The following is a 21458-nucleotide window of genomic DNA, read 5'->3' on the forward strand; positions in this document are numbered from 1 at the left end:
GATAAAAGGGGGAGCTTATATGCAGAAAAAGTTATCGTCGATTAAAATTGGCCGCCATATCCAGGCCCACGCCTCAATTTATTTATTTGTCAGCGTCTTGTTCTTTATGGGAGTCGTATTTGGAGCGATTGTTGTAAACAGCCTGTCTCTCGCGCAAAAAGAGGATTTGGCGTATTACTTAGAGCAATTTTTTGGACAAGTATCGACCGGACAAATGGCTGACTCTGAGGACTTGTTCCGTCAGAGCTTGATGCATAATTTGAAATACTTAGGCTGCATGTGGCTGTTCGGTATTTCAATCATCGGCTTGCCGCTTATTTTTGTTTTCTTATTTATGAAAGGGATTGTCGTCGGTTTTTCCGTGGGTTTCCTCGTACAGCAAATGGACTGGAAAGGCTTCTTTTTGGCGATGGCGACCATCCTGCCGCAAAATTTGATTATCATCCCTGCCTTTATTTTTATCGCCTCTACGTCCATCGCTTTTTCATTGCAGCTTATCAAGAAGATTTTTATGAGACAAGCGGGTAATTTTCATATGGCCGCTTTCCTTTCAAGGTATATTCTTTTCTTTCTGCTGGCAGCTGTCCTGGCAGCTGTGGCTGCAGGAATTGAAGCCTACATATCTCCTGCTTTCATGTCGTTTGTCATAAAATAATAGTTCTTATGTAATAACTAATATAGGGAATATATTGTAATGATTTTATTTTGCAACTTCCTCCCAGTTTGATATAATGAAACTACATCGGCGAGGGAGGGCTAAATAAATGGAAAGCCGGATCGAACGCATAAAGAAACAATTGCATTCTGCGAGTTATAAATTGACACCCCAGCGAGAAGCCACTGTCCGGGTGCTGCTTGAACATGAAGAAGATCATCTCAGCGCAGAAGATGTCTACCTCCTCGTTAAAGAAAAAGCACCTGAAATCGGGTTGGCGACCGTCTACCGGACGCTGGAATTGCTGAATGAATTAAAAGTGGTTGATAAAATAAATTTTGGAGATGGCGTCTCCCGCTACGATTTGCGTCAAGAAGGAGCAGCCCACTTTCATCATCATCTCGTGTGTATCGAGTGCGGGGCTGTGGATGAAATTCAGGAGGATTTGCTTGAAGACGTAGAGAAGGTCGTTGAACGGGATTGGAAGTTTCAGGTTAAAGACCATCGGTTGACGTTCCATGGGATTTGCTGGCGCTGTCAAGAGAAAAACGGAACAGAAGAAACGAAAGAAGAATCGCTGGAAAAGCAGCATGTTGAATAAAAAGCCTTTCGCCTGCCGGAAGGCTTTTTATTTTAACTGAAAACCTGTTTGTTCTAATCTTCCGCTGTGCGCATAAGCTTGTGTATAAAAAGCGAATGAGCGGAGGGGGCATCTAGGTGAAACGGGACTTGGCGAAGACATTGTGGCAGACGGGGAAAGTATTCATTTTGTTCACTGGCTGTACAGTGCTGTTTTACAGTGCCATTTTGTGGGTGCAGCATGAATATGAAAAAAAGCACCGTTACAAAGAGCCTGAGGGGGAAGCCATGAAGGTGGCAACTCAATTGGAAGAAAGCGCTGATCGCTGGCTCGAGCGGCTGCTGCTTTTCTATTTAGATGGGGAGTAGTGAAAATGAGAGATCACTTACAAGACTTTATACATTATATGGTTGTTGAAAAAGGACTGGCAAAAAACACAGTTGCCGCCTATGAACGTGATTTAAAGCATTATTTGCTGTTTTTGGACAAGGTGGAACAACTCGCCTCATTAAATGAAGTCACGCGCGCGCATATTGTTCAATTTCTCAGTCACCTAAAGTCGGAAGGGAAATCAGCAAAAACAATTGCCCGCCATGTGGCTTCTGTTCGCTCTTTTCACCAGTTTTTGCTGCGTGACAAAGCGGTTGAGCATGATCCTTCTGTTCATATTGAGCCGCCTAAAATGGAAAAGACGCTGCCGAAGGTTTTGAACTTGGCGGAGGTGGAAGCGCTTCTTGCAGCTCCGGATACTTCCACTCCTTTCGGGAAGCGTGATCAAGCCATGCTGGAGCTTTTATATGCGACTGGCATGAGGGTGAGTGAATTGATCTCCTTGAATCTGGATGATGTTCATTTAACAATGGGCTTCGTCCGCTGTACAGGAAAAGGAAACAAGGAACGGATTATCCCGATCGGAAAAACAGCGATTCGGGTGCTGGAAACCTATCTGCAGGCCGGGCGCCCGCAGTTAAAGTCCGCCAAGCATGCAGAAGAGGCGCTATTTTTGAATCACCATGGCAAACGCTTGTCTAGGCAGGGGTTCTGGAAGCTGTTAAAGGCGCTCTCTAAAAAGGCAAACATTGAAAAAGAATTGACCCCGCACACGTTAAGGCATTCATTTGCTACTCACTTACTTGAAAATGGAGCCGATTTACGCGCTGTCCAGGAAATGCTCGGACATGCCGATATCTCCACCACACAAATTTACACTCATGTGACGAAAACAAGAATGAAGGATGTATACTCCCAGTTTCATCCGAGAGCGTAAAGACAAGAAAACAGCAACTGCTGCTCGATCAGCGGCCAGCTTCTTCAGGGGAATGTGCCATTGGAAGAAGATCATCCGCTGCAGAGCAGTTTCTTTTTGCTTGTCAAAAAACCTGTGATTTCATAAACTAAAATAAGCAACCAGTTGTCAGACATCTGACAGATACCTATTGGATTATTCAAATCAGAATAGGGTATCATGGCAGTAAAAGCAATCTTAAGAAGGAGGAATCGAAGTGACGGCATCTACATATAAACGCATCCATTTGATTGTCATGGATTCAGTAGGGATTGGAGAGGCACCCGATGCTGAGAAATTTAATGATTTGGGAGCGGATACAATCGGGCACATTGCCGAAAAAATGAATGGATTAACTCTGCCCCATATGGAAAAGCTCGGACTCGCCAACATTCGGGAGATCCGCGGATTGAAACAGGCTGAGAATCCGCTGGCTTATTTTACAAAAATGCAGGAGGCCTCCAACGGAAAAGATACAATGACAGGGCATTGGGAGATGATGGGCCTGCGTATCGATACTCCATTCCAGGTATTCCCAGAAGGATTTCCGCAAGAGTTAATAAAAGAACTGGAAGAAAAAACGGGAAGAAAGGTAATTGGCAACAAGCCGGCTAGCGGAACGGCTATTTTAGATGAACTTGGTCCTGAGCATATGGAAACCGGAGCGATGATTGTCTATACATCCGCTGATTCTGTACTGCAAATAGCGGCACATGAGGAAGTCATTCCACTGGATGAACTTTATCGCATTTGTGAAATTGCCAGGGAACTGACGTTAGATGAAAAATATATGGTGGGCCGCGTGATTGCCCGGCCGTTCGTTGGACAGCCCGGTGCGTTTGCCCGTACATCCAACCGCCATGATTACGCGCTTAAGCCGTTTGGACGCACAGTCATGAATGAATTGAAAGATGGCGGATACGATGTGGTTGCCATCGGCAAGATTTCTGATATTTTCGATGGCGAAGGCGTTACAGAAGCGATTCGGACAACATCCAATATGGATGGCATGGATCAGCTTGTTCGTGTATTGGCTAAAGACTTTACAGGTCTCAGCTTTCTTAATCTGGTTGATTTTGACGCGATGTTTGGCCATCGCCGGGACCCGGAAGGATACGGACGGGCTCTCGAAGAATTTGACGCGCGGCTCCCTGAGGTGCTGGACCAAATGACTGAAGATGATTTATTGATTATCACCGCTGACCATGGCAACGATCCTGTTCATCATGGAACGGACCATACAAGAGAGTATGTGCCGCTGTTAGTGTACTCAAAGCGAATAAAGCAAGGAAGAGAATTGCCTGTGCGCAAGACCTTTGCTGATGTGGGTGCCACTGTTGCTGATAACTTCAAGGTAAATAAGCCAGCTCATGGAAATAGCTTTTTGCAAGAGTTGTCATAAGGAGAGAGAAAAAATGATAAGAGAAAAAATAGACCAAGCTTCCGAGTTTTTGAAAAAAGAAAGCAATAAACAGCCTGCAATCGGCCTGATTTTGGGTTCAGGGCTCGGTGTGCTTGCTGATGAAATTGAAAACCCTGTGAAAATTGCTTACAACCGCATCCCTGATTTTCCGGTTTCAACGGTTGAAGGGCATGCCGGGCAGCTCGTTTTCGGAACGCTTTCCGGAAAAGAAGTAGTGGCCATGCAAGGTCGTTTTCATTATTATGAGGGATATTCATTTGAGCAGGTTACTTTCCCTGTGCGCGTGATGAAGGCACTTGGGGTCGAAACAATTATTGTGACAAATGCAGCGGGCGGGATTAATGAATCATTCCATCCGGGAGATTTGATGATTATTGAGGATCACATTAATAATATGGGAGGCAATCCGCTCATTGGTCCTAATGATAACGAGCTGGGTGTCCGCTTTCCTGATATGTCAGAAGCCTACAGCAGGAAGCTGCGAAAGCTTGCAAAGGAGACGGCTGAAAAAATTAATTTATCTGTGCAAGAAGGCGTGTATGTCGGCAACACAGGTCCTGTATATGAAACACCGGCAGAGGTCCGAATGGCTCGGATAATGGGCGGAGATGCTGTTGGAATGTCAACGGTGCCGGAAGTCATTGTTGCCCGCCACGGCGGCATGGAAGTGCTTGGCATCTCCTGCATCTCTAACATGGCTGCCGGGATTCTCGATCAGCCGCTCACACACGACGAAGTGATGGAAACGACTGAACGAGTCCGGGCTGATTTTCTTCGTTATGTAAAAGAAATCGTAAAATCAATGTAAGGGGTGATTGGATGAGAATGGTCGATCTTATTCAGAAAAAGCGCGATGGAGAGCAGTTAACCACGGAAGAGATTCAATTCATCGTGGAAGGATATACGAATGGCACAATTCCTGACTATCAAGTAAGTGCCTGGCTGATGGCCGTTTATTTTCAAAATATGACGGAAAAAGAGCGTGCTGACTTAACGATGGCTATGGTAGCCTCAGGTGATCAAATCGACCTGCGGGCGATTGAAGGCGTAAAGGTAGATAAGCATTCGACTGGAGGAGTAGGCGATACGACAACGCTTGTGCTTGGTCCTCTTGTAGCTGCTGCAGGTGTGCCGGTTGCGAAAATGAGCGGCCGCGGTCTGGGCCATACAGGCGGCACGATTGACAAGCTGGAAGCCATTGAGGGCTTTCATGTAGAAATTACAAACGAACAGTTTATTGAGCTCGTCAATAAAAATAAGATTGCCATTATCGGTCAAAGCGGCAATTTAACTCCGGCCGACAAAAAGCTTTATTCACTCAGGGATGTGACGGCTACAGTAAACAGCATCCCATTGATTGCCAGCTCCATTATGAGCAAAAAGATTGCTGCTGGAGCGGATGCGATCGTTCTGGATGTAAAGACCGGAGCGGGCGCTTTTATGAAAACATTGGAAGATTCAAGAGAACTGGCTAAAGCGATGGTGAATATTGGGAATAATGTAGGCCGGAAAACCATGGCTGTTATTTCCGATATGAGCCAGCCGTTGGGCTTTGCTATCGGTAATGCGCTTGAAGTAAAGGAAGCGATTGATACGCTCAAGGGCGAAGGCCCTGAAGATTTAACAGAGCTGTGTCTGGTCCTTGGAAGCCATATGGTTTATGCTGCCGGAAAAGCCGATACGCTTGAAGAAGCCCGCCAAACGCTTCTTAAGCTAATCAATAACGGAGAGGCTTTGGCGAAATTCAAGCTCTTTATTGAAGCGCAAGGAGGAGACGGATCAGTTGTCGACCATCCGGAGCGGCTGCCGCAGGCGAAATACCAAATCGAACTGCCAGCAAAAAACGATGGCTGGGTAGCTGAAATTATTGCCGATCATGTCGGTACCGCAGCCATGTGGCTTGGCGCTGGCCGGGCGACGAAAGAGTCGGAAATTGACCTTGCTGTAGGAATGATGCTGAACAAAAAGATCGGTGCAAGTGTAAAAGCCGGCGAGTCACTTGCTACTATCTACAGCAACGACAAAGAAATTGAACACGTTAAAGAAGAACTGTATAGAAGCATCATTCTTTCTGAGGAAAAAGTAGAATCACCTCGCTTGATTCATGAGGAGATCACAGACTAGTCCTTTTGCTGCCTGTCTCGCTATGTTCGGTGATTGAAAGAGAAGCGGCATCAGAAAGCAAGTGAATGATCAACACCTGAAAGAAGCATCTTTTTTAGAGGATGCTTCTTTTTTTGTATAAAAATAGCCAATGTGGAAAAAATGGGTGTATATCAAATGGGAATTTTACCACTACACTGGAGGTCATTACATGATGAAGCGAATATTTCTATCAATAGTTGCCATTTTATTCATTTTTTCTGCTATTTCACCTTCTTTTGCCGTTCACGCTGCAGAAGAAAAAGTGAAACTGGCTGAGCAATCTAAATCTGCTGTTTTATTGGAACGGGATACAGGTGCCGTTTTGTTTGATAAAAATAGCCACAAACCGCTCCCGCCGGCTTCAATGACAAAGATTATGACGATGCTTCTTATTATGGAAGCCATTGAAGATAAAAAACTGACATGGGACGAAAAAGTCCGTACAAGTGAATACGCAGCATCAATGGGCGGTTCGCAAATTTTTCTGGAGCCCGGCGAAGAGATGACGGTCCGTGAAATGATGAAAGGCATCGCTATTGGTTCTGCTAACGATGCTTCTGTTGCCATGGCTGAACGGGTGGCAGGCAGTGAAGAAATGTTCGTAAAAAAAATGAATCAAAAAGCGAAAGAGCTCGGTTTAAAACAAACAAAATTTAAAAATGCCACCGGTCTGCCGAAAAAAGGGCATTACAGTTCCGCATACGACATGGCCATGATGGCAAAGGAGCTGCTGAGGTATGAGAATATTACAAAATATACCGGTAAATATGAGGATTTTCTGCGCGAGGATAGCGATAAAAAATTCTGGCTTGTGAACACGAATCGGCTGATTAAATTTTATCCAGGTGTAGATGGATTAAAAACAGGTTTTACAAATGAAGCCAAATATTGTTTGACGGCTACCGCTTCAAAAGGAAATATGAGAGTAATCGCTGTCGTATTTGGGGCGCCGACACCAAAGGAAAGAAACGCTCAAATTACCGAGATGCTTGATTATGGCTTTCATCAATATGAAGTAACTCCTTTATATGGAAAAGGAAAGACCATTAGTTCTGTCCCGGTATCTAAAGGGGACAAAGCGGCAGTCCGCCTGGAAACAGCTGATAAAATTTCCGTGCTAATGAAAAAAGGAGAGAAGAAGGGAAAATTTTCAAAAAGGGTAGAGATAAAGAAAGAATTGCAGGCACCGATTAAGAAAGGCGAGGTGCTTGGGGAGCTGACGATTAAAGAAGATGGAAAAGTCGTATCCAAAACCCCGCTTATCGCAAAAGAAACAGTCAAACGGGCGAGCTGGTGGCAATTTTACAAAAAAGTATTTCACTCTTTCTCAAAAACAAACGGCAGCTAATGGCGAAAGAAAGGCTCTTTTAGCGAATTCATTCTAGTTTTGTCACAGGGAAGGATTGCCTGGCGGCATCGTCGAATTGCTCTCTATCAAGAAAAAAGGGGGAGAATGCTAATGAGTTTAACAATGGAGCTTGAAGTGATCGATCAAGTGCTCTGCCTGCGGCTGGCGGGTGAATTGGATCATCATACAGCTGAATCACTGCGCGAACAGGCGAGTGAAGCGATTGAACGGGAAGGTGTGCGGCACATTATTTTAAATATAGGCGATCTAACATTTATGGACAGCTCAGGTCTTGGGGTGATTTTAGGCCGTTATAAGCATATCAAGCAAAAGGATGGAGAAATGGTTGTATGTTCGATTTCTCCGGCAGTCCGCAGGCTGTTTGAAATGTCCGGCCTCTTTAAGATTGTCCGCATGGAGGCGTCAGAACAAGCGGCGCTGGAGCGATTGGGGGCGGCTTGTTATGAGAAATGAAATGACTATCCAATTCAGTGCGCTCAGCGAAAATGAATCATTCGCAAGAATCACTGTTGCTGCTTTCGTTGCTCAGCTAGATCCGACACTGGATGAATTGACAGAAATTAAGACAGTGGTTTCAGAGGCAGTCACCAATGCCATCATTCATGGGTACGAAGGAAATCCCGCAGGAATCGTTTATATTTCTGCCGTTTTGGAGGATGGCATTGTCGATCTTGTGATCCGTGACGAAGGGATCGGTATGGAGAATGTCGAGGAAGCCAGGGAGCCGCTGTTTACAACGAAGCCTGAACTAGAACGGTCGGGCATGGGATTTACCATTATGGAAAATTTCATGGATGAAATCGAAGTCATTTCGCACAAAGGAACAGGAACAGTGATCCGTTTAAAAAAGCAGCTTGCAAATAAAAAAGCCATGTGCAATTAAGGGGCCCGGCCATGGATGTCGAAACGAAAAAACAAAAGACGGAAATTTTATCAGATGCCCAGCTGAAGCAGCTCATAAAAGAGAGCCAGGAAGGGAATCAGGAAGCGCGGGATACGATCGTTGAACGCAACATGAGACTTGTTTGGTCTGTTGTCCAGCGCTTTATGAACCGGGGGTATGATCCGGATGATTTATTCCAAATTGGCTGCATCGGCTTATTGAAGTCAGTGGACAAATTTAATTTAAGCTATGATGTGAAATTTTCAACGTACGCCGTACCGATGATCATCGGTGAAATTCAGCGGTTTATCCGTGACGACGGAACTGTCAAGGTTAGCCGGTCTTTAAAGGAAATGAGCAATAAAATCCGCCGGGCGCGCGAGGAATTGCTGAAGCTGAATAGTCGGACGCCAACCATTCAGGAAATAGCAAGCTATCTTGATATTTCTCCAGAGGAAGCCATTATGGCCCAAGAAGCAGCCCGTTCTCCATCTTCTATTCATGAAACAGTGTATGAAAATGATGGCGACCCGATTACATTGCTTGATCAGATGGCTGATAAAAGCAGTGAACACCCTTTTGATCAGGTCATACTAAAAGAGGCAATCAGGGAGCTGGAAGAACGGGAACGGCTGATTGTGTATTTGCGCTATTATAAAGATCAAACCCAATCCGAAGTAGCTGTCCGGCTCGGGATATCGCAAGTACAAGTGTCCAGGCTGGAGAAGAAAATTCTTTCCCAGATGAAAGAGCGAATGAACGCCCCATAATAAAGCCAGTCAGGTATTTTGCCTGACTGGCTTTATTTCGTCTGGAAAGCGGTGCATGATTCTTCCTGTTCCGCCCATACTAACTATTAACAATTTATTTAACAGGGTGGGAGAATGATGGAAGTTCCGATTTACATCCGGCTTCACCACCGCATCCGGCACCGGGCGGACCTGCCAGTGCAGCTTAGGGACATTGCCGAAGTGAGTGCGCCGGAAAACATATTGTCCGATTTATTAGCTACAGTCATTCATGAGATCAGGCAGAGAGACGGAAAGGTTGTCATCATTGATGCCATGACCGTAGTAGAAAAGCTAAACCGGCATTGGCCGGGTGTTGACATTCAGTTTATCGGGCCGCCCCAGACGATTGTTGAAACACCGCCGCCAAAGAAGAAGCTGCCCTTGCTGATTTTTTCATTCGTCTGGTGTCTATTATTTGTTGGTGCAGCCCTTACAATTATGAATTTCCATGAAGATGTCAGTATGCGCGAGGTACACATTCAACTGTATGAAATTGTGACTGGAAAAAAAACACAGTACCCGCTGATCTTTCAAATCCCTTATTCCATTGGATTGGGAACAGGAATGGTGCTGTTTTTCAATCATTTGTTCAAAAAGAGACTGAACGAAGAGCCAAGCCCGCTTGAGGTAGAAATGTTTAATTACCAGCAAAATCTTGATCAGTACATGATTTTGCATGAAAGGAAAGAAAATAAGAAAAATGATGAATCTTCTTCATGATCTCCTCCTTGCATGTGCAGGCTTTGCCGGAGGCTTGGCGGTAGGGGCTGGCTATGTTGGTTTTATTACGGTTTTAGGCATTATTCCCCGCTTGATGCAGATCACGGCTACATGGGAGAAAATCAGAAGCTATGAATGGGCGGTGATTGCGGGGGTACTGGCGGGAACACTTGTCAGCTTTATCCCATTTACTCTGGGGCTGCCGCCCTTTGTACTTATCCCTGTTGGGTTATTGAGCGGAATTTTTATTGGCCTGCTGGCGGCTGCTTTAACGGAAGTATTGAACGTTTTCCCGATTTTAGCCAAAAGAATTGGCATTCATGCCCATATTATCGCGCTTATGATGGCCATCGCACTCGGAAAAGTGGCCGGCTCATTGTTTCATTGGCTTTATCTTGTTTATCAGCAAAGGGTTTGATTCAGACAGCAAGGAGGAGTGTATATGATAGATCAAAGGGTTCCAAAAGATCCGGAAAAGATGGACAGGATTATGAAAGAGGAAATGGGCCTCGGAAAAAGCTTTGATACCGGGGTGCGAAAGTTTACCATACTTGGGAAGCAGGTTCATATTTATTATATTAATGGCTTGGCGGATTCCGATGCGATTATTAAGCTGCTCACCGTGCTGACACGCCTTGAAGGAAAAGAGAAACGAAGCTTGCATGCTGCCGAGACGATTGAGAATCATCTTGCCCATGAATCTGTCCAGCCTGTGGAGAAAATCGAAGATGTCATTGTTCAAGTGATGTCGGGGCTGATGGCCGTTGTTATTGAAGGAAGCGATAAAGCGCTGATCGTAGACGTGCGCAGCTATCCGGGCCGCCAGCCAGAGGAGCCGGATACAGAAAAAGTCGTTCGCGGTTCGCGGGACGGCTATGTGGAGAATATTATTGTTAACACGGCGCTGACGAGAAGAAGGATCAGAGATGGCCGCCTCCGGTTTGAAATAACAAAAGTCGGAAAACGTTCAAAAACGGATATCGCGATCGGCTATATTGAAGGGGTGGCAGATCCCCATCTTGTTGAGATCGTTAAGAAGGAGCTGGACTCCATTAACATTGATGGAATCCCGATGACTGATAAAACGATCGAGGAATTTATCGTCAAGCAAGGGTACAACCCGTATCCAATCGTCCGCTACACAGAAAGGGCTGATATCGGCGCCGTTCATTTGCTGGAGGGGCATGTTCTGCTGTTCGTGGATACATCTCCAAGTGTTATTATTTTGCCGGCTACTTTCTTTCATCATATGCAGCATGCAGAAGAATATCGCCAATCTCCGGCTGTGGGCACCTTTGTCCGCTGGGTGCGCTTTATTGGTGTGATGCTTTCTTTGTTTTTGCTGCCGTTCTGGCTGCTCGTTTCCAAGGAGCCGGAGCTGCTTCCGAAGGCAATGGAGTTTATTGGACCCAATAAAGAAACCAATATTCCGCTTGTTTTGCAGCTGTTTATTGCGGATATCGGGATTGAGTTTTTAAGAATCGCTGCCATTCACACCCCTACCCCGTTGTCAACGGCCATGGGGTTAATCGCAGCTGTGCTTATCGGACAAATTGCGATAGATGTTGGGTTATTTGTACCTGAGGTCATTTTATATGTCGCTATTGCCGGGATCGGCACATTCGCTACGCCAAGTTATGAAGTCAGTATTGCCAATAAGCTCTTCCGGATGTTTTTATTGGCTATCGTTGCCCTGTTTAAGGTGCCGGGCTTTATGATCGGCAGTACACTGATTATTATTTATCTGGCCCGCATGCGCGCCTTGAATACCCCATACTTGTGGCCGCTGCTTCCATTTGATCCAAAAGCATTTTCCCAAGTGTTTATCCGGCGGGCAATTCCGGGCTCCAGGCTTCGGCCAAGCATTGTTCACCCTGAAGACCCTTATCGGCAGCCGTCAGAAAAATAACGATGTTGAGGCGAGAAGCAATGTATGGTATATTACTTTTAATCTAAAGTTTGTTTGCTGATAGACAGCCTGCCGGAGAGCAGCTGTCTATTTCTTCTAAGGTATATTGGTGATAAGTCAATAAGACCGGCAGACAAAACTCCAAGAATCGAGGTGAGGGCATGCATACATATGGGACGGCCTGCATAAATAAAGAAGGCCATTTAGAAGTCGGAGGAATTGATGTTGTCAGCCTGGCTGAACATTATGGAACCCCCTTGTACATCTATGATGTCGCACTGATCCGGCAAAGAGCCCGGGGGTTTAAAGACACATTCGAACAGCTCGGCATCACTGCTCAGGTTGCTTATGCAAGCAAAGCATTTGCAGCGATCGGCATGATGCAGCTGGCGAACCAAGAAGGCCTGTCTCTTGATGTGGTTTCTGGCGGGGAGCTTTATACCGCGATGAAAGCGGGATTTCCTGCTGAACGCATTCATTTTCATGGGAACAATAAGAGCCGGGAAGAATTGATTATGGCTCTTGAGTACGGCATCGGCTGCATTGTTGTGGACAACTTTTATGAACTGGAACTCCTGGAGTCCCTTTGCAATGAAAAAGGAGAGAAGGTAAATATTTTACTTCGTGTAACGCCGGGTATTGAGGCTCACACGCATGACTACATTTTAACTGGCCAGGAAGACTCAAAGTTTGGGTTTGACTTAAACAACGGACAAGCGGAAGAAGCGCTGAGCCAAGCATTGGAGATGAAAGGGCTGGAAGTGCTTGGGCTCCATTGCCATATTGGCTCCCAAATTTTTGAAACGACAGGCTTTAAACTTGCTGCTGAAAAAATTATTCAAAAACTGTCCGAATGGAAACACTCTTGTCAATTTGAATCCAAAGTGTTAAATCTTGGCGGGGGATTTGGCATTCGGTATACAGAAGAAGATGAGCCATTAGCGCCATCCAAGTATGTGGAAGAGATTATTAAAGAAGTGCAAAAGAAAACGGAAGAGCTTGGTCTTGCTATGCCTGAAATCTGGATTGAGCCGGGCCGTTCACTCGTTGGCGATGCCGGAATTACTTTATATCGCATTGGCTCGGAAAAGTCGGTGCCTGAGGTAAGGAAATATTTAGCTGTAGATGGCGGGATGAATGATAATATCCGTCCAGCCCTTTATGATGCAAAATATGAAGCGGTTCTTGCTAACCGGGCAAACGATCCAGTGGAAGAAACGGTGTCGATTGCAGGGAAATGCTGCGAATCCGGTGATATGCTTATCTGGGATTTGCCGCTTCCTAAGGCCTCGCACGATGACTTGCTCGCTGTGTTTTGCACCGGTGCTTATGGATATTCAATGGCAAATAATTACAACCGTATTCCGCGGCCGCCAGTGGTATTTGTAGAGAACAGCCAGGCGGAATTAGTCATTAAACGGGAAAGCTACGACGATTTGGTAAAGCTGGATTTACCTTTAAACGTAACAGTAAAACAGTAGCTTGCCGCCTTCAATTAGAGGTGAAACATGTTGGATAAGAAAAATATCATGCTCTTTATTATATTGCTATTATTCTCTATCGGTTGGGGACTGTACTACGTATTTTTTATTGTACAGTAACCAAGGGGAAGTTGATTAATAGGAAGAGTTTTAGTAAGATGGTAAATGACCAATAAATAAGGAAAAAATAGTAATTTAAACTGAAGAGGGACTTGGGATGCTCATTCGTTATAAGAAAGCTTTTGAAAAGATAGCTATGGGTTTACTGTCGTTCATGCCTGAAGAAAAAGATATTAAAAAGCTGCAAGAGACGATGAAATTATACGATGAAGCAGAGGATTGGCAGCTGTATTTATGGAAAGAAGAAGATATCGTTGGCGCGATAGGAGCCAGAATTACAGCAGATGAAGTGAAGATTCAGCATATTAGTGTCAATCCTTCTTTCAGACAGGAAGGGATTGGCAAGAAGATGTTAAGAGCATTGAAAGACATTTATTCAGATAAGCGACTCGTACCTAATTCGTCTATATCTGCTTTCTTTTACAAATGTGAACAAGAAGAAGACCCGGTACAATGATACCCGGGTCTTCTTCTTTGTGAAAAAGTATTTCTAAAGATTCGCAGATTGGTCTGCCGTTTGGCCATGCCGCTGTTTTAATGCCTGCTCGCGGGCGTTGAGAATAGGCGAACGGTCCCTCAGCAAATGTTTGTTGCGCAAATAAGCTGCATCTTTTTCTAAGATAGAAGGTGTGCAGCTTTGATGGAAGCTGCGGTATTGAAGAACTACTTCTTTGTCCAAAAATGGGATAGCCATCTCGGCAAAGGCTTTTCCTTCAGTTATTTCTTGCAGGCGGCAGGAAAGCTGGCGAAGGAAAGCTTCGCTGTCAATTCCAAGCCCCGCTAATTCGCCTGTTCGGCTTTGAAGGATTTTCAGCGCTTTAGCTGCCATTTTTTGAGCGCCGGCAAAATTGCCTCGCCGGTGGTGATATAAAGAAACGGCTGTTTGAATCAGCCCGACCCAAACAGAATCCCGGGATTGATCAGTTTTTTCTTTCCAATATTCCTCAAGCACCTCGTGGCATTCAAAATAATCATGACTTTCATGAAAGTGAGCCAAAAAACTTAAATACGGCAACGGAAAAGAATACATGAACATCCTCCCAAATTGATGTGCGTACTTTCTCTACTTTACCACGTCCCTGACCTTTCAATCAAATTGAAAAAATGGCTGGACACCGAACAGTATTCCTCTATACTAAAAAAGGAGACAGTGAAAAGAACTGGTGATGATAAATGCAATATAATGTAAAAACAGAAGTGTTTGAAGGGCCGCTTGATTTGCTGCTTCATTTAATTCAGCGGCTGGAGATAGATATATATGACATCCCGATGACGGAAATTACCGAGCAATATCTTTTATTCATCCACGCGATGAAGGAACTGGAGCTGGATGTTGCCAGTGAGTATTTGGTGATGGCAGCCACACTTTTAGCGATTAAAAGCAAAACCTTGCTGCCTGTGCATGAGGAGGAATCAGCAGAGGAAGTGTGGGAAGAAGATCCTCGTGAAGAATTGGTCGGACAGCTGGTTGAATACAGAAAGTTTAAAGAGGCAGCTAAAAAGCTACAGGACAAAGAGCTGGAACGGGGACAATTTTTTACGAAAGCGCCAAGCGACTTAACGGCTTTCAGCAGTGAAGAGACAGCTCCTGCTGACTTGAATGTTACAGTATATGATATGCTTGGAGCCTTCCATAAGCTTCTCCGGCGCAAAAAATTAAAGCGCCCGTATGTGGCAAAGGTGTCACGGCAGGAAATTCCGATTGAAAAACGAATGCAGGATATTTTATTGAAGCTGAAGCAAACCCGGAAGCTGTTCACATTTAATGAACTGTTTCATGAGGGAGATAGAGAAGTATTAGTGGTGAGTTTTTTGGCAGTATTAGAGTTAATGAAACAAAATGAGATTATCGTAGAACAGCAGGGGAACTTTGCAGAGTTGTTTATCCAGGCGAAAGGAGAGGCGGAAGATGGCAATCGTTAACTGGCTGGGTATAACAGAGAGCCTGCTCTTTGCTGCAGGAGATGGCGGCTTAACGTTAAAGCAGCTGGCACAAGTACTGGAAGTGGAAGAGTTCGAGGCTGCGGGAATTATAGAAGAGCTAAAAGAAAAATATGAAAAAGAAGAAGAGCGGGGCATTGGCCTGATTGAACTGGCGGGTACTTACCAGCTTGCTACAAAAAGAGAGCACGCCCCTTACTTAAAAAAATTAGTGGAAAGCAGCCAGCCGCAAACACTTTCTCAAGCCGCGCTGGAAACTTTAGCCATCATCGCTTATAAACAGCCGATCACTCGAGCGGAAATTGAAGAAATTCGCGGCGTGAAAACAGAGAGCGCTCTCCATACACTGACGGCCAAAGGACTGGTTAAAGAAACCGGACGAAGTGAGGGACCGGGCCGGCCGATTTTATATGGCACCACAAAAGAGTTCCTTGATTGCTTTGGCTTAAAAGATTTAGCAGAGCTTCCTCCACTTTCTGAGGAGTCAATCTCTTCAGATCCGGAAGAAGCTGATTTGTTTTTTGAACAGTTTGAGCAAGTATTTGCGAACGAATCTTAAAAAGCGGCAACCGCCGCTTTTTTTATTTGTCTATTCATTCTAAATGTGCTCATTTGGCATATATTTGTACAAATGAGCAAGGGAGAGAAGAGTGAATGAGAAAAAAGCTGCCAATTGCTATCCTGGCTTTTCTGCTGATTCTAACATCCGGCACCTCCGCAGCAGCAGCCGGACCAAGTGCAGCGAGTGCTGTATTAATAGAACAGCAAAGCGGACGGGTCCTTTATGCGAAGAATCCGCATGCTGTTATGCGGATTGCCAGCATTACAAAAATTATGACGGCTATTCTAGCTATCGAATCGGACAAGCTGGATGAAAAGGTGAAGGTGAGTGAACGGGCTGTACACACAGAGGGCTCCTCTATTTATTTAAAAAAAGGGGAAAAAATCCCGCTGGAGGATTTAGTGTATGGCTTAATGCTCCGCTCGGGAAATGATGCAGCAGTGGCGATTGCTGAGCACGTCGGCGGAAGCCTGGACGGGTTCGTTTACTTAATGAATGAAAAAGCAAAAGAAATCGGTATGAAAGACACATACTTTGCTAATCCGCACGGACTTGATGACAGCGAGAAGCATCGTTCTACCGCTTATGATATGGCTATTTTGACCAGGTATGCGATGAAAAATGCCACATACCGGAAAATTTCTGGAACTGAAGTTTATCGTTCTCCTGATCCGGAAGGCGATTGGGATCGGATTTGGTACAACAAAAACCGTTTGCTGACTGAGAAGTACAAGTATTGCACTGGAGGGAAAACGGGTTATACAAAAAAAGCGAAAAGGACACTTGTTACAACAGCAACAAAAGGCGACCTTGACTTGATTGCTGTCACACTGAATGCCCCTGACGATTGGAACGATCATATTTATCTTTATGACCAAGGATTTTCAAAGTACGATCCTAAAGTTATTTTGGAAAAAGGCGAAGTACAAGCAGGCAATCACCCCTTTTACAAAGGTCATCTTTATGTAAAGCGTGAGGTTCTCTATCCGTTGACGAAGAAAGAGGAGCAGCAGGTAACCGTTCGCTATCGCATGCTGAAGCCGAAAAAGCAGTGGGAGGAAGATGGACAAGTACCGGATGTGGTTGGCGAGGCAGACATTTACTTGAAGAAGAAGAAGCTGGATTCATTGCCCGTGTACTACAAAGGAGAGAAGCAGAAAAAAGAGCAATCAATTTGGCAAAAGTGGAAGGAATGGTTGTCTTGAAGAACGGCGGGATAAAGAATGGTTAACTTTATATGGGTAGGACTGACAATCATCGGTCTCATCTTCGCAGCCGTTAACGGAAAGATGGACGAGGTGAACGAAGCGGTATTTAAATCAGCGGGGGAAGCCGTAACGATTTGTATCGGGCTGGTCAGCGTCCTTGTGTTTTGGCTTGGCTTGATGAGAATAGCGGAAGAGGCTGGCTTGCTTAAACAGCTGGCCCGGCTGTTTGAACCATTTGCTAGAAGGCTTTTTCCTGATGTCCCCTCCGGCCATCCGGCAATGGGGTATATCCTTTCCAATATGACCGCTAATTTTTTCGGTCTCGGAAATGCAGCTACGCCGCTCGGCATTAAAGCGATGGAGGAGCTGAAGAGGCTCAATGGCGGAAAAGCAGAAGCAAGCCGCTCCATGATCACGTTTCTTGCTATTAATACCTCAAGTATTACTCTTATTCCAACGACCGTGCTCGCCATCCGCTTCTCCTATCATTCTGCTTCACCAGCTGAAATTATCGCCCCGACGATTTGTGCGACCGCTTGCTCAACGGTCGCTGCTATTGCCATTGACCGCTTTTTTTATAGAAGAAGGAAAAAGAGGGAGGAGAAGTAATTGGCATGGCTTTCTCTCATATCAATGTGGCTAATTCCGGGAATGATCGCATTTATTCTCCTATACGGGACATTTAAAAAGGTGCCCACCTATGAGAGTTTTGTAGAAGGGGGAAAAGAAGGCATTCACATAGCTGTGTCTATTGTTCCTTATTTAATTGGAATGATGGTGGCCATCGGGATATTTCGGGCTTCAGGCGCGCTGGATAGTTTAGTAGAATGGGTGCGCCCGCTGCTGCTCTGGATTGGTTTGCCGCCGGAGGTATTTCCGCTGGCGATCATCCGGCCAATCTCGGGAAATGCAGCCCTTGGAATGGTCAGTGATCTTATTGCTGTTCACGGGCCCGATTCTTTTATCGGCCGTCTGGCATCGGTTATGCAAGGCAGCACGGACACGACCTTTTATGTTTTAACCGTTTATTTTGGAGCGGTCGGCATCAAAAGAATGGGAGATGCCTTAAAGGTCGGATTATGGGCAGATGTGGCTGGATTTATTGCAGCACTTGTGATCGTTTCTTGGATGTTTTAAAGACTGGATATAGTTGCAAGACACCCCTGCGGAGAAGCTTGTTGCTTTTCGCAGGGGGTTTTTTTGTTCTTCTGCATTTTCTGGAGAGGTCTCTTTCTTTTCTTATTTGAATGGATGTGTAATAATGCATAAGGACACATAATGAAACGTTGAGGTGAAGAAAATGGAACGGCTGCAAAAGGTAATTGCCCAAGCCGGTATAGCTTCCAGGCGAAAAGCGGAAGAGCTGATCGTAGAAGGAAAAGTAAAGGTAAATGGCAAAATAGTGAAAGAACTTGGCACGAAGGTAGGAGCTTCTGACCGGGTGGAAGTCGGCGGAGTGCCGATCGAGCGAGAAAGAAAGGTTTATTATTTATTTTATAAGCCGCGCGGCGTCATTTCGGCTGTATCGGATGACAAGCAGCGCAAAGTAGTGACCGATTTTTTCCCTTTTGTAGAACAGCGGATTTTCCCGATCGGCCGCTTGGACTATGATACATCCGGTTTGCTGCTTTTGACCAATGATGGAGAGTTCGCCAATCTGCTCACACACCCCCGCTACCAAATTGATAAAACATACGTAGCCCGTCTAAACGGAATCCCGCAGCGCTATTTGCTTAAAAGGCTCGCGGATGGCATCCAGCTTGAAGACGGGAAGACAGCTCCTGCAAAAGTGAAGGAATTGTCTATCGATAAAAGAAAGCAGCGGGCGCTCATAGAGATCACGATCCATGAAGGCAGAAACCGTCAAGTGCGGCGGATGTTTGAAGCCATCGGTTTTGAAGTGCAAAAGCTGAAAAGAGAACGCTATGCCTTTTTAAATTTAAATGGATTAAATGCCGGGGAATTCCGGGAGTTGACGACACATGAAGTGAAACGCCTGCGCACGATGGCAGAGACAGGCTCTTTGCGGTAGGAAATGAAACTGTCACATATCCTTCAAATCCCTTAACTACAGGCCAAAAAACAAAATGATATAATAGGGATGGTTTTGGATTTTTTTGTCGAAGTAAGAAAGACAGGGAATCCTTCCGTTAGTTGAAGGGTAAGTAGAAAATTGCATGTCGATACTTCATAAGGAGGGCCTAGGGGTTTGAACAAAAAGAAAAAAAGGCTGATCGTCCGCTCCATTATTTTAGCTGTATTGGCGCTGGCGGTTGGCTATACATTTTATTCAAATTTGACAAAAGAAGAGCGCCATAACCTGCGAAAAGGTGATGAAGCACCTGATTTTGTATTAACGGATTTGGCAGGAGAAACACGCCAATTGTCAGATTATAAAGGCAAAGGTGTTTTCTTGAACTTTTGGGGCAGCTGGTGCGATCCGTGCAAAAAAGAAATGCCGCACATGGAAAAACTGGCAAAAGAGTATAAATCCCAAGGAGTAGAAGTTCTTGCTGTTAATGTCGGCGACTCCGAACTGCAGACTAAAAAATTCGCTAAGCAATATGGATTAACGTTTCCTATTGCTATTGATTCGACGAAAGAAGTTCAAGATGCTTACAATATTACTCCGCTTCCGGCTACTTTTATGATCAGTCCTGATGGAAAGATTGAAGAGATTGTTATTGGTGGATTAGTGAAAGAAGAACAGGTGAGAACTTTGTTTGACAAAGTAAAACCTTAACTTAAGGAGTTTTAGTATGGCGAAAGTAAAGTGTGAATGTGGCCACGTCAATCCACATGGAACCATTTTGTGCGAGTCATGCGGCAGGGCGCTGACAGAAGAGGCTCAGAAAGAAAAGCTTCATGATATGCGCTACGAAGGCAGTGCCCGCCGCTCGCAAACGTATAACAAAACGATTATTGATAAGATTTGGAATTTCTTCTCCTCTGTTAAAGTGGGCATTTGGCTGATTGTGTTAACCTTGATCGCTTCCTCTATTGGGACGATTTTTCCGCAAAAGCTGTTTATACCGAACAACGTATCACCGGAGACATACTATGAAGAGACTTACGGAACAGCCGGCAAAATCTATTACACGCTTGGATTCCATGATTTATATAATTCTATTTGGTTTATTGGCTTAATTGCAGCGATCGGCGTGTCACTTGTGATTTGCAGTCTTGACCGTGTTATTCCTTTATACCGGGCGTTGAAAAATCAGCGTGTGGCACGCCATGGTTCTTTTATGAAAAAACAGCGCTTATTTGCTTTGAAAGAAGAGAAGCTTCAACCTGAAGAAATTGAAAAAGTAAAAGAAAAATTAAAAAGCAAACGTTATCATATCCGTGAAGAAGATGGAAGTCTGCTGGCGGAAAAGGGACGTTTTTCCCGCTGGGGACCTTATGTCAATCATATCGGATTAATCATCTTTTTAATTGGCGCCATGCTCCGTTCGTCTGAAGGAATGTATACCGATGAAATGCTATGGATTCGCGAGGGAGAGACTCTGGAAATCCCCGGGACGCAGGGTGAGTTTTACTTAAAAAACGAAAAGTTTACCATTGAAAATTACGATAAAGAAAAGGATCCGGAAGTCTTTAAAGAGGCGCTTGAACGAACAGGCGGCGTTGTAAAGAATTATCAAACGGATGCTGTTCTTTACCGGGATGAAAACCGCGATCTTCCAGGAGCGAAGCCAAAGCTTGTCAAAGTGAAAGAAGAGAAGATCCGGGTAAACGAGCCGTTGAAATTTGACAAGTTTGCTCTCTATCAAGACAGCTACAGCAAAGATGAAATGAAAGCGATGGAGTTTGCGCTTGCAAACAAGGAAACACAAAAAGAAGCCGGCAGAGTCAAAGTGGATCTGTTCAATCCGAAAGATACATATGATCTTGGCAACGGATATAAGGTAGAAATTGTCGGCTACTATCCGGACTATGATGGAATAGGGTCAGACGGAGAACCGAAAACAAAGTCTCCGCTTCCAAACAATCCGGCTTTCTTGTTCAAAATGTTTTCACCGGAGCATCCAAAGGGAGAAATCAGCTTTACAGCGATTCGCCAAACGCTTGAGCCTGTAGGGGAAACCGATTATAAAATGGAATTCCGGGGAATTGAAACACGGAATATTTCAGCTTTAACCGTGCGTAAAGATTTAACTTTATGGATTCTTGGTATTGGCGGAGCGATCTTTATGATCGGAGTCATCCAGGGAGCTTATTGGAACCATCGCCGTTTATGGATTCGTCAAATAGATGGCGAAGTGTATGTCGCTGCCCATACGAATAAAAACTGGCACGGGTTAAAGCGGGAAATCAATTCGGTATTGGAGGGCACAGCTATTCCGGTGCCTGAAGACCAGCAAGGCTAAGGAAAGAATAGCG

General features: G+C 44.9%; 25 protein-coding genes. 24 read left to right on the forward strand and 1 reads right to left on the reverse strand.

The annotated features are described in order from the left end of the window. Window positions 1-19: 19 nt before the first annotated feature. The 16 genes from spoIIM (at window position 20) to BBA02S_RS00920 (ending at window position 13818) form a co-directional block, all read left to right on the forward strand. Complete coding sequence (spoIIM, locus tag BBA02S_RS00845; RefSeq protein WP_041097069.1) at window positions 20-655, forward strand: stage II sporulation protein M; 636 nt, start codon at window positions 20-22, stop codon at window positions 653-655. 109 nt (window positions 656-764) lie between these two features. After that, complete coding sequence (gene fur / locus BBA02S_RS00850; RefSeq protein ID WP_041097067.1) at window positions 765-1256, forward strand: ferric iron uptake transcriptional regulator; 492 nt, start codon at window positions 765-767, stop codon at window positions 1254-1256. Between the two features lie 116 nt (window positions 1257-1372). Next, complete coding sequence (locus BBA02S_RS00855; protein WP_223661663.1) at window positions 1373-1603, forward strand: YqzK family protein; 231 nt, start codon at window positions 1373-1375, stop codon at window positions 1601-1603. Window positions 1604-1608: 5 nt separating this feature from the next. Then, window positions 1609-2502 carry a site-specific tyrosine recombinase XerD gene (gene xerD / locus BBA02S_RS00860; protein WP_041097064.1) on the forward strand — a complete coding sequence of 298 codons (894 nt, stop codon included), beginning with the start codon at window positions 1609-1611 and terminating at the stop codon, window positions 2500-2502. Between the two features lie 235 nt (window positions 2503-2737). Continuing rightward, window positions 2738-3922, forward strand: coding sequence for a phosphopentomutase (gene deoB / locus BBA02S_RS00865; protein ID WP_041113307.1), 1185 nt, complete (start codon window positions 2738-2740; stop codon window positions 3920-3922). A gap of 13 nt (window positions 3923-3935) precedes the next feature. Continuing rightward, complete coding sequence (locus tag BBA02S_RS00870; RefSeq protein WP_041113308.1) at window positions 3936-4751, forward strand: purine-nucleoside phosphorylase; 816 nt, start codon at window positions 3936-3938, stop codon at window positions 4749-4751. Window positions 4752-4762: 11 nt separating this feature from the next. Next, window positions 4763-6067, forward strand: a complete 1305-nt coding sequence (locus tag BBA02S_RS00875; protein ID WP_041097058.1) for a pyrimidine-nucleoside phosphorylase — start codon at window positions 4763-4765, stop codon at window positions 6065-6067. 193 nt (window positions 6068-6260) lie between these two features. Further along, window positions 6261-7436: a D-alanyl-D-alanine carboxypeptidase family protein gene (locus tag BBA02S_RS00880; protein WP_041113410.1), complete on the forward strand. Its 1176-nt coding sequence runs from the start codon at window positions 6261-6263 to the stop codon at window positions 7434-7436. A 111-nt stretch (window positions 7437-7547) separates the two neighbouring features. Next, window positions 7548-7910 (forward strand): anti-sigma F factor antagonist, encoded by a 363-nt coding sequence (gene spoIIAA, locus BBA02S_RS00885; RefSeq protein WP_041097056.1) that lies wholly within the window; start codon window positions 7548-7550, stop codon window positions 7908-7910. After that, window positions 7900-8340 (forward strand): anti-sigma F factor, encoded by a 441-nt coding sequence (gene spoIIAB / locus BBA02S_RS00890; protein WP_041097054.1) that lies wholly within the window; start codon window positions 7900-7902, stop codon window positions 8338-8340. The genes spoIIAA and spoIIAB overlap by 11 nt, the downstream gene beginning before the upstream one ends. A gap of 11 nt (window positions 8341-8351) precedes the next feature. Next, the gene (gene sigF / locus BBA02S_RS00895; protein ID WP_041097052.1) at window positions 8352-9110 is read left to right on the forward strand and encodes an RNA polymerase sporulation sigma factor SigF; all 759 of its coding nucleotides are present in this window, start codon (window positions 8352-8354) and stop codon (window positions 9108-9110) included. Between the two features lie 117 nt (window positions 9111-9227). After that, on the forward strand, window positions 9228-9851 hold the full coding sequence (locus tag BBA02S_RS00900) for a stage V sporulation protein AA (RefSeq protein ID WP_041113309.1): 624 nt from the start codon (window positions 9228-9230) through the stop codon (window positions 9849-9851). Continuing rightward, window positions 9835-10269: a stage V sporulation protein AB gene (locus BBA02S_RS00905; RefSeq protein ID WP_041113411.1), complete on the forward strand. Its 435-nt coding sequence runs from the start codon at window positions 9835-9837 to the stop codon at window positions 10267-10269. The genes BBA02S_RS00900 and BBA02S_RS00905 overlap by 17 nt, the downstream gene beginning before the upstream one ends. 24 nt (window positions 10270-10293) lie before the next feature. Continuing rightward, window positions 10294-11760 (forward strand): spore germination protein, encoded by a 1467-nt coding sequence (locus tag BBA02S_RS00910; protein ID WP_052475120.1) that lies wholly within the window; start codon window positions 10294-10296, stop codon window positions 11758-11760. Window positions 11761-11921: 161 nt separating this feature from the next. Continuing rightward, window positions 11922-13241: a diaminopimelate decarboxylase gene (gene lysA / locus BBA02S_RS00915; RefSeq protein WP_041097048.1), complete on the forward strand. Its 1320-nt coding sequence runs from the start codon at window positions 11922-11924 to the stop codon at window positions 13239-13241. Window positions 13242-13458: 217 nt separating this feature from the next. Beyond that, on the forward strand, window positions 13459-13818 hold the full coding sequence (locus BBA02S_RS00920) for a GNAT family N-acetyltransferase (protein ID WP_041097046.1): 360 nt from the start codon (window positions 13459-13461) through the stop codon (window positions 13816-13818). Between the two features lie 33 nt (window positions 13819-13851). Here BBA02S_RS00920 and BBA02S_RS00925 read toward each other — a convergent pair whose 3' ends face one another. Continuing rightward, on the reverse strand, window positions 13852-14391 hold the full coding sequence (locus tag BBA02S_RS00925) for a DUF309 domain-containing protein (RefSeq protein ID WP_041097043.1): 540 nt from the start codon (window positions 14389-14391) through the stop codon (window positions 13852-13854). A 143-nt stretch (window positions 14392-14534) separates the two neighbouring features. Here BBA02S_RS00925 and BBA02S_RS00930 point away from each other — a divergent pair, with 143 nt between their 5' ends. From BBA02S_RS00930 to resB, 8 genes are all read left to right on the forward strand, one after another. Beyond that, window positions 14535-15284 carry a segregation/condensation protein A gene (locus BBA02S_RS00930; RefSeq protein WP_041097041.1) on the forward strand — a complete coding sequence of 250 codons (750 nt, stop codon included), beginning with the start codon at window positions 14535-14537 and terminating at the stop codon, window positions 15282-15284. Then, window positions 15271-15861, forward strand: a complete 591-nt coding sequence (gene scpB / locus BBA02S_RS00935; RefSeq protein WP_041097039.1) for an SMC-Scp complex subunit ScpB — start codon at window positions 15271-15273, stop codon at window positions 15859-15861. Before BBA02S_RS00930 ends, scpB begins: the two co-directional genes overlap by 14 nt. Window positions 15862-15956: 95 nt before the next feature. Continuing rightward, the gene (locus tag BBA02S_RS00940) at window positions 15957-17069 is read left to right on the forward strand and encodes a D-alanyl-D-alanine carboxypeptidase family protein (RefSeq protein WP_041097037.1); all 1113 of its coding nucleotides are present in this window, start codon (window positions 15957-15959) and stop codon (window positions 17067-17069) included. Between the two features lie 18 nt (window positions 17070-17087). Further along, window positions 17088-17681 (forward strand): nucleoside recognition domain-containing protein, encoded by a 594-nt coding sequence (locus BBA02S_RS00945; protein ID WP_041097035.1) that lies wholly within the window; start codon window positions 17088-17090, stop codon window positions 17679-17681. Then, window positions 17682-18209 (forward strand): spore maturation protein, encoded by a 528-nt coding sequence (locus BBA02S_RS00950; RefSeq protein ID WP_087903727.1) that lies wholly within the window; start codon window positions 17682-17684, stop codon window positions 18207-18209. 163 nt (window positions 18210-18372) lie between these two features. After that, complete coding sequence (locus BBA02S_RS00955) at window positions 18373-19104, forward strand: pseudouridine synthase (RefSeq protein WP_041097034.1); 732 nt, start codon at window positions 18373-18375, stop codon at window positions 19102-19104. A 177-nt stretch (window positions 19105-19281) separates the two neighbouring features. Further along, window positions 19282-19815, forward strand: a complete 534-nt coding sequence (resA, locus tag BBA02S_RS00960) for a thiol-disulfide oxidoreductase ResA (protein WP_041097031.1) — start codon at window positions 19282-19284, stop codon at window positions 19813-19815. Window positions 19816-19831: 16 nt separating this feature from the next. Further along, window positions 19832-21445 (forward strand): cytochrome c biogenesis protein ResB, encoded by a 1614-nt coding sequence (gene resB, locus BBA02S_RS00965; protein ID WP_041097029.1) that lies wholly within the window; start codon window positions 19832-19834, stop codon window positions 21443-21445. Window positions 21446-21458: the final 13 nt, after the last annotated feature.

The organism is Bacillus badius NBRC 15713, assembly GCF_001591605.1.
GTDB classification, from domain to species: Bacteria; Bacillota; Bacilli; order Bacillales; family Domibacillaceae; genus Pseudobacillus; species Pseudobacillus badius.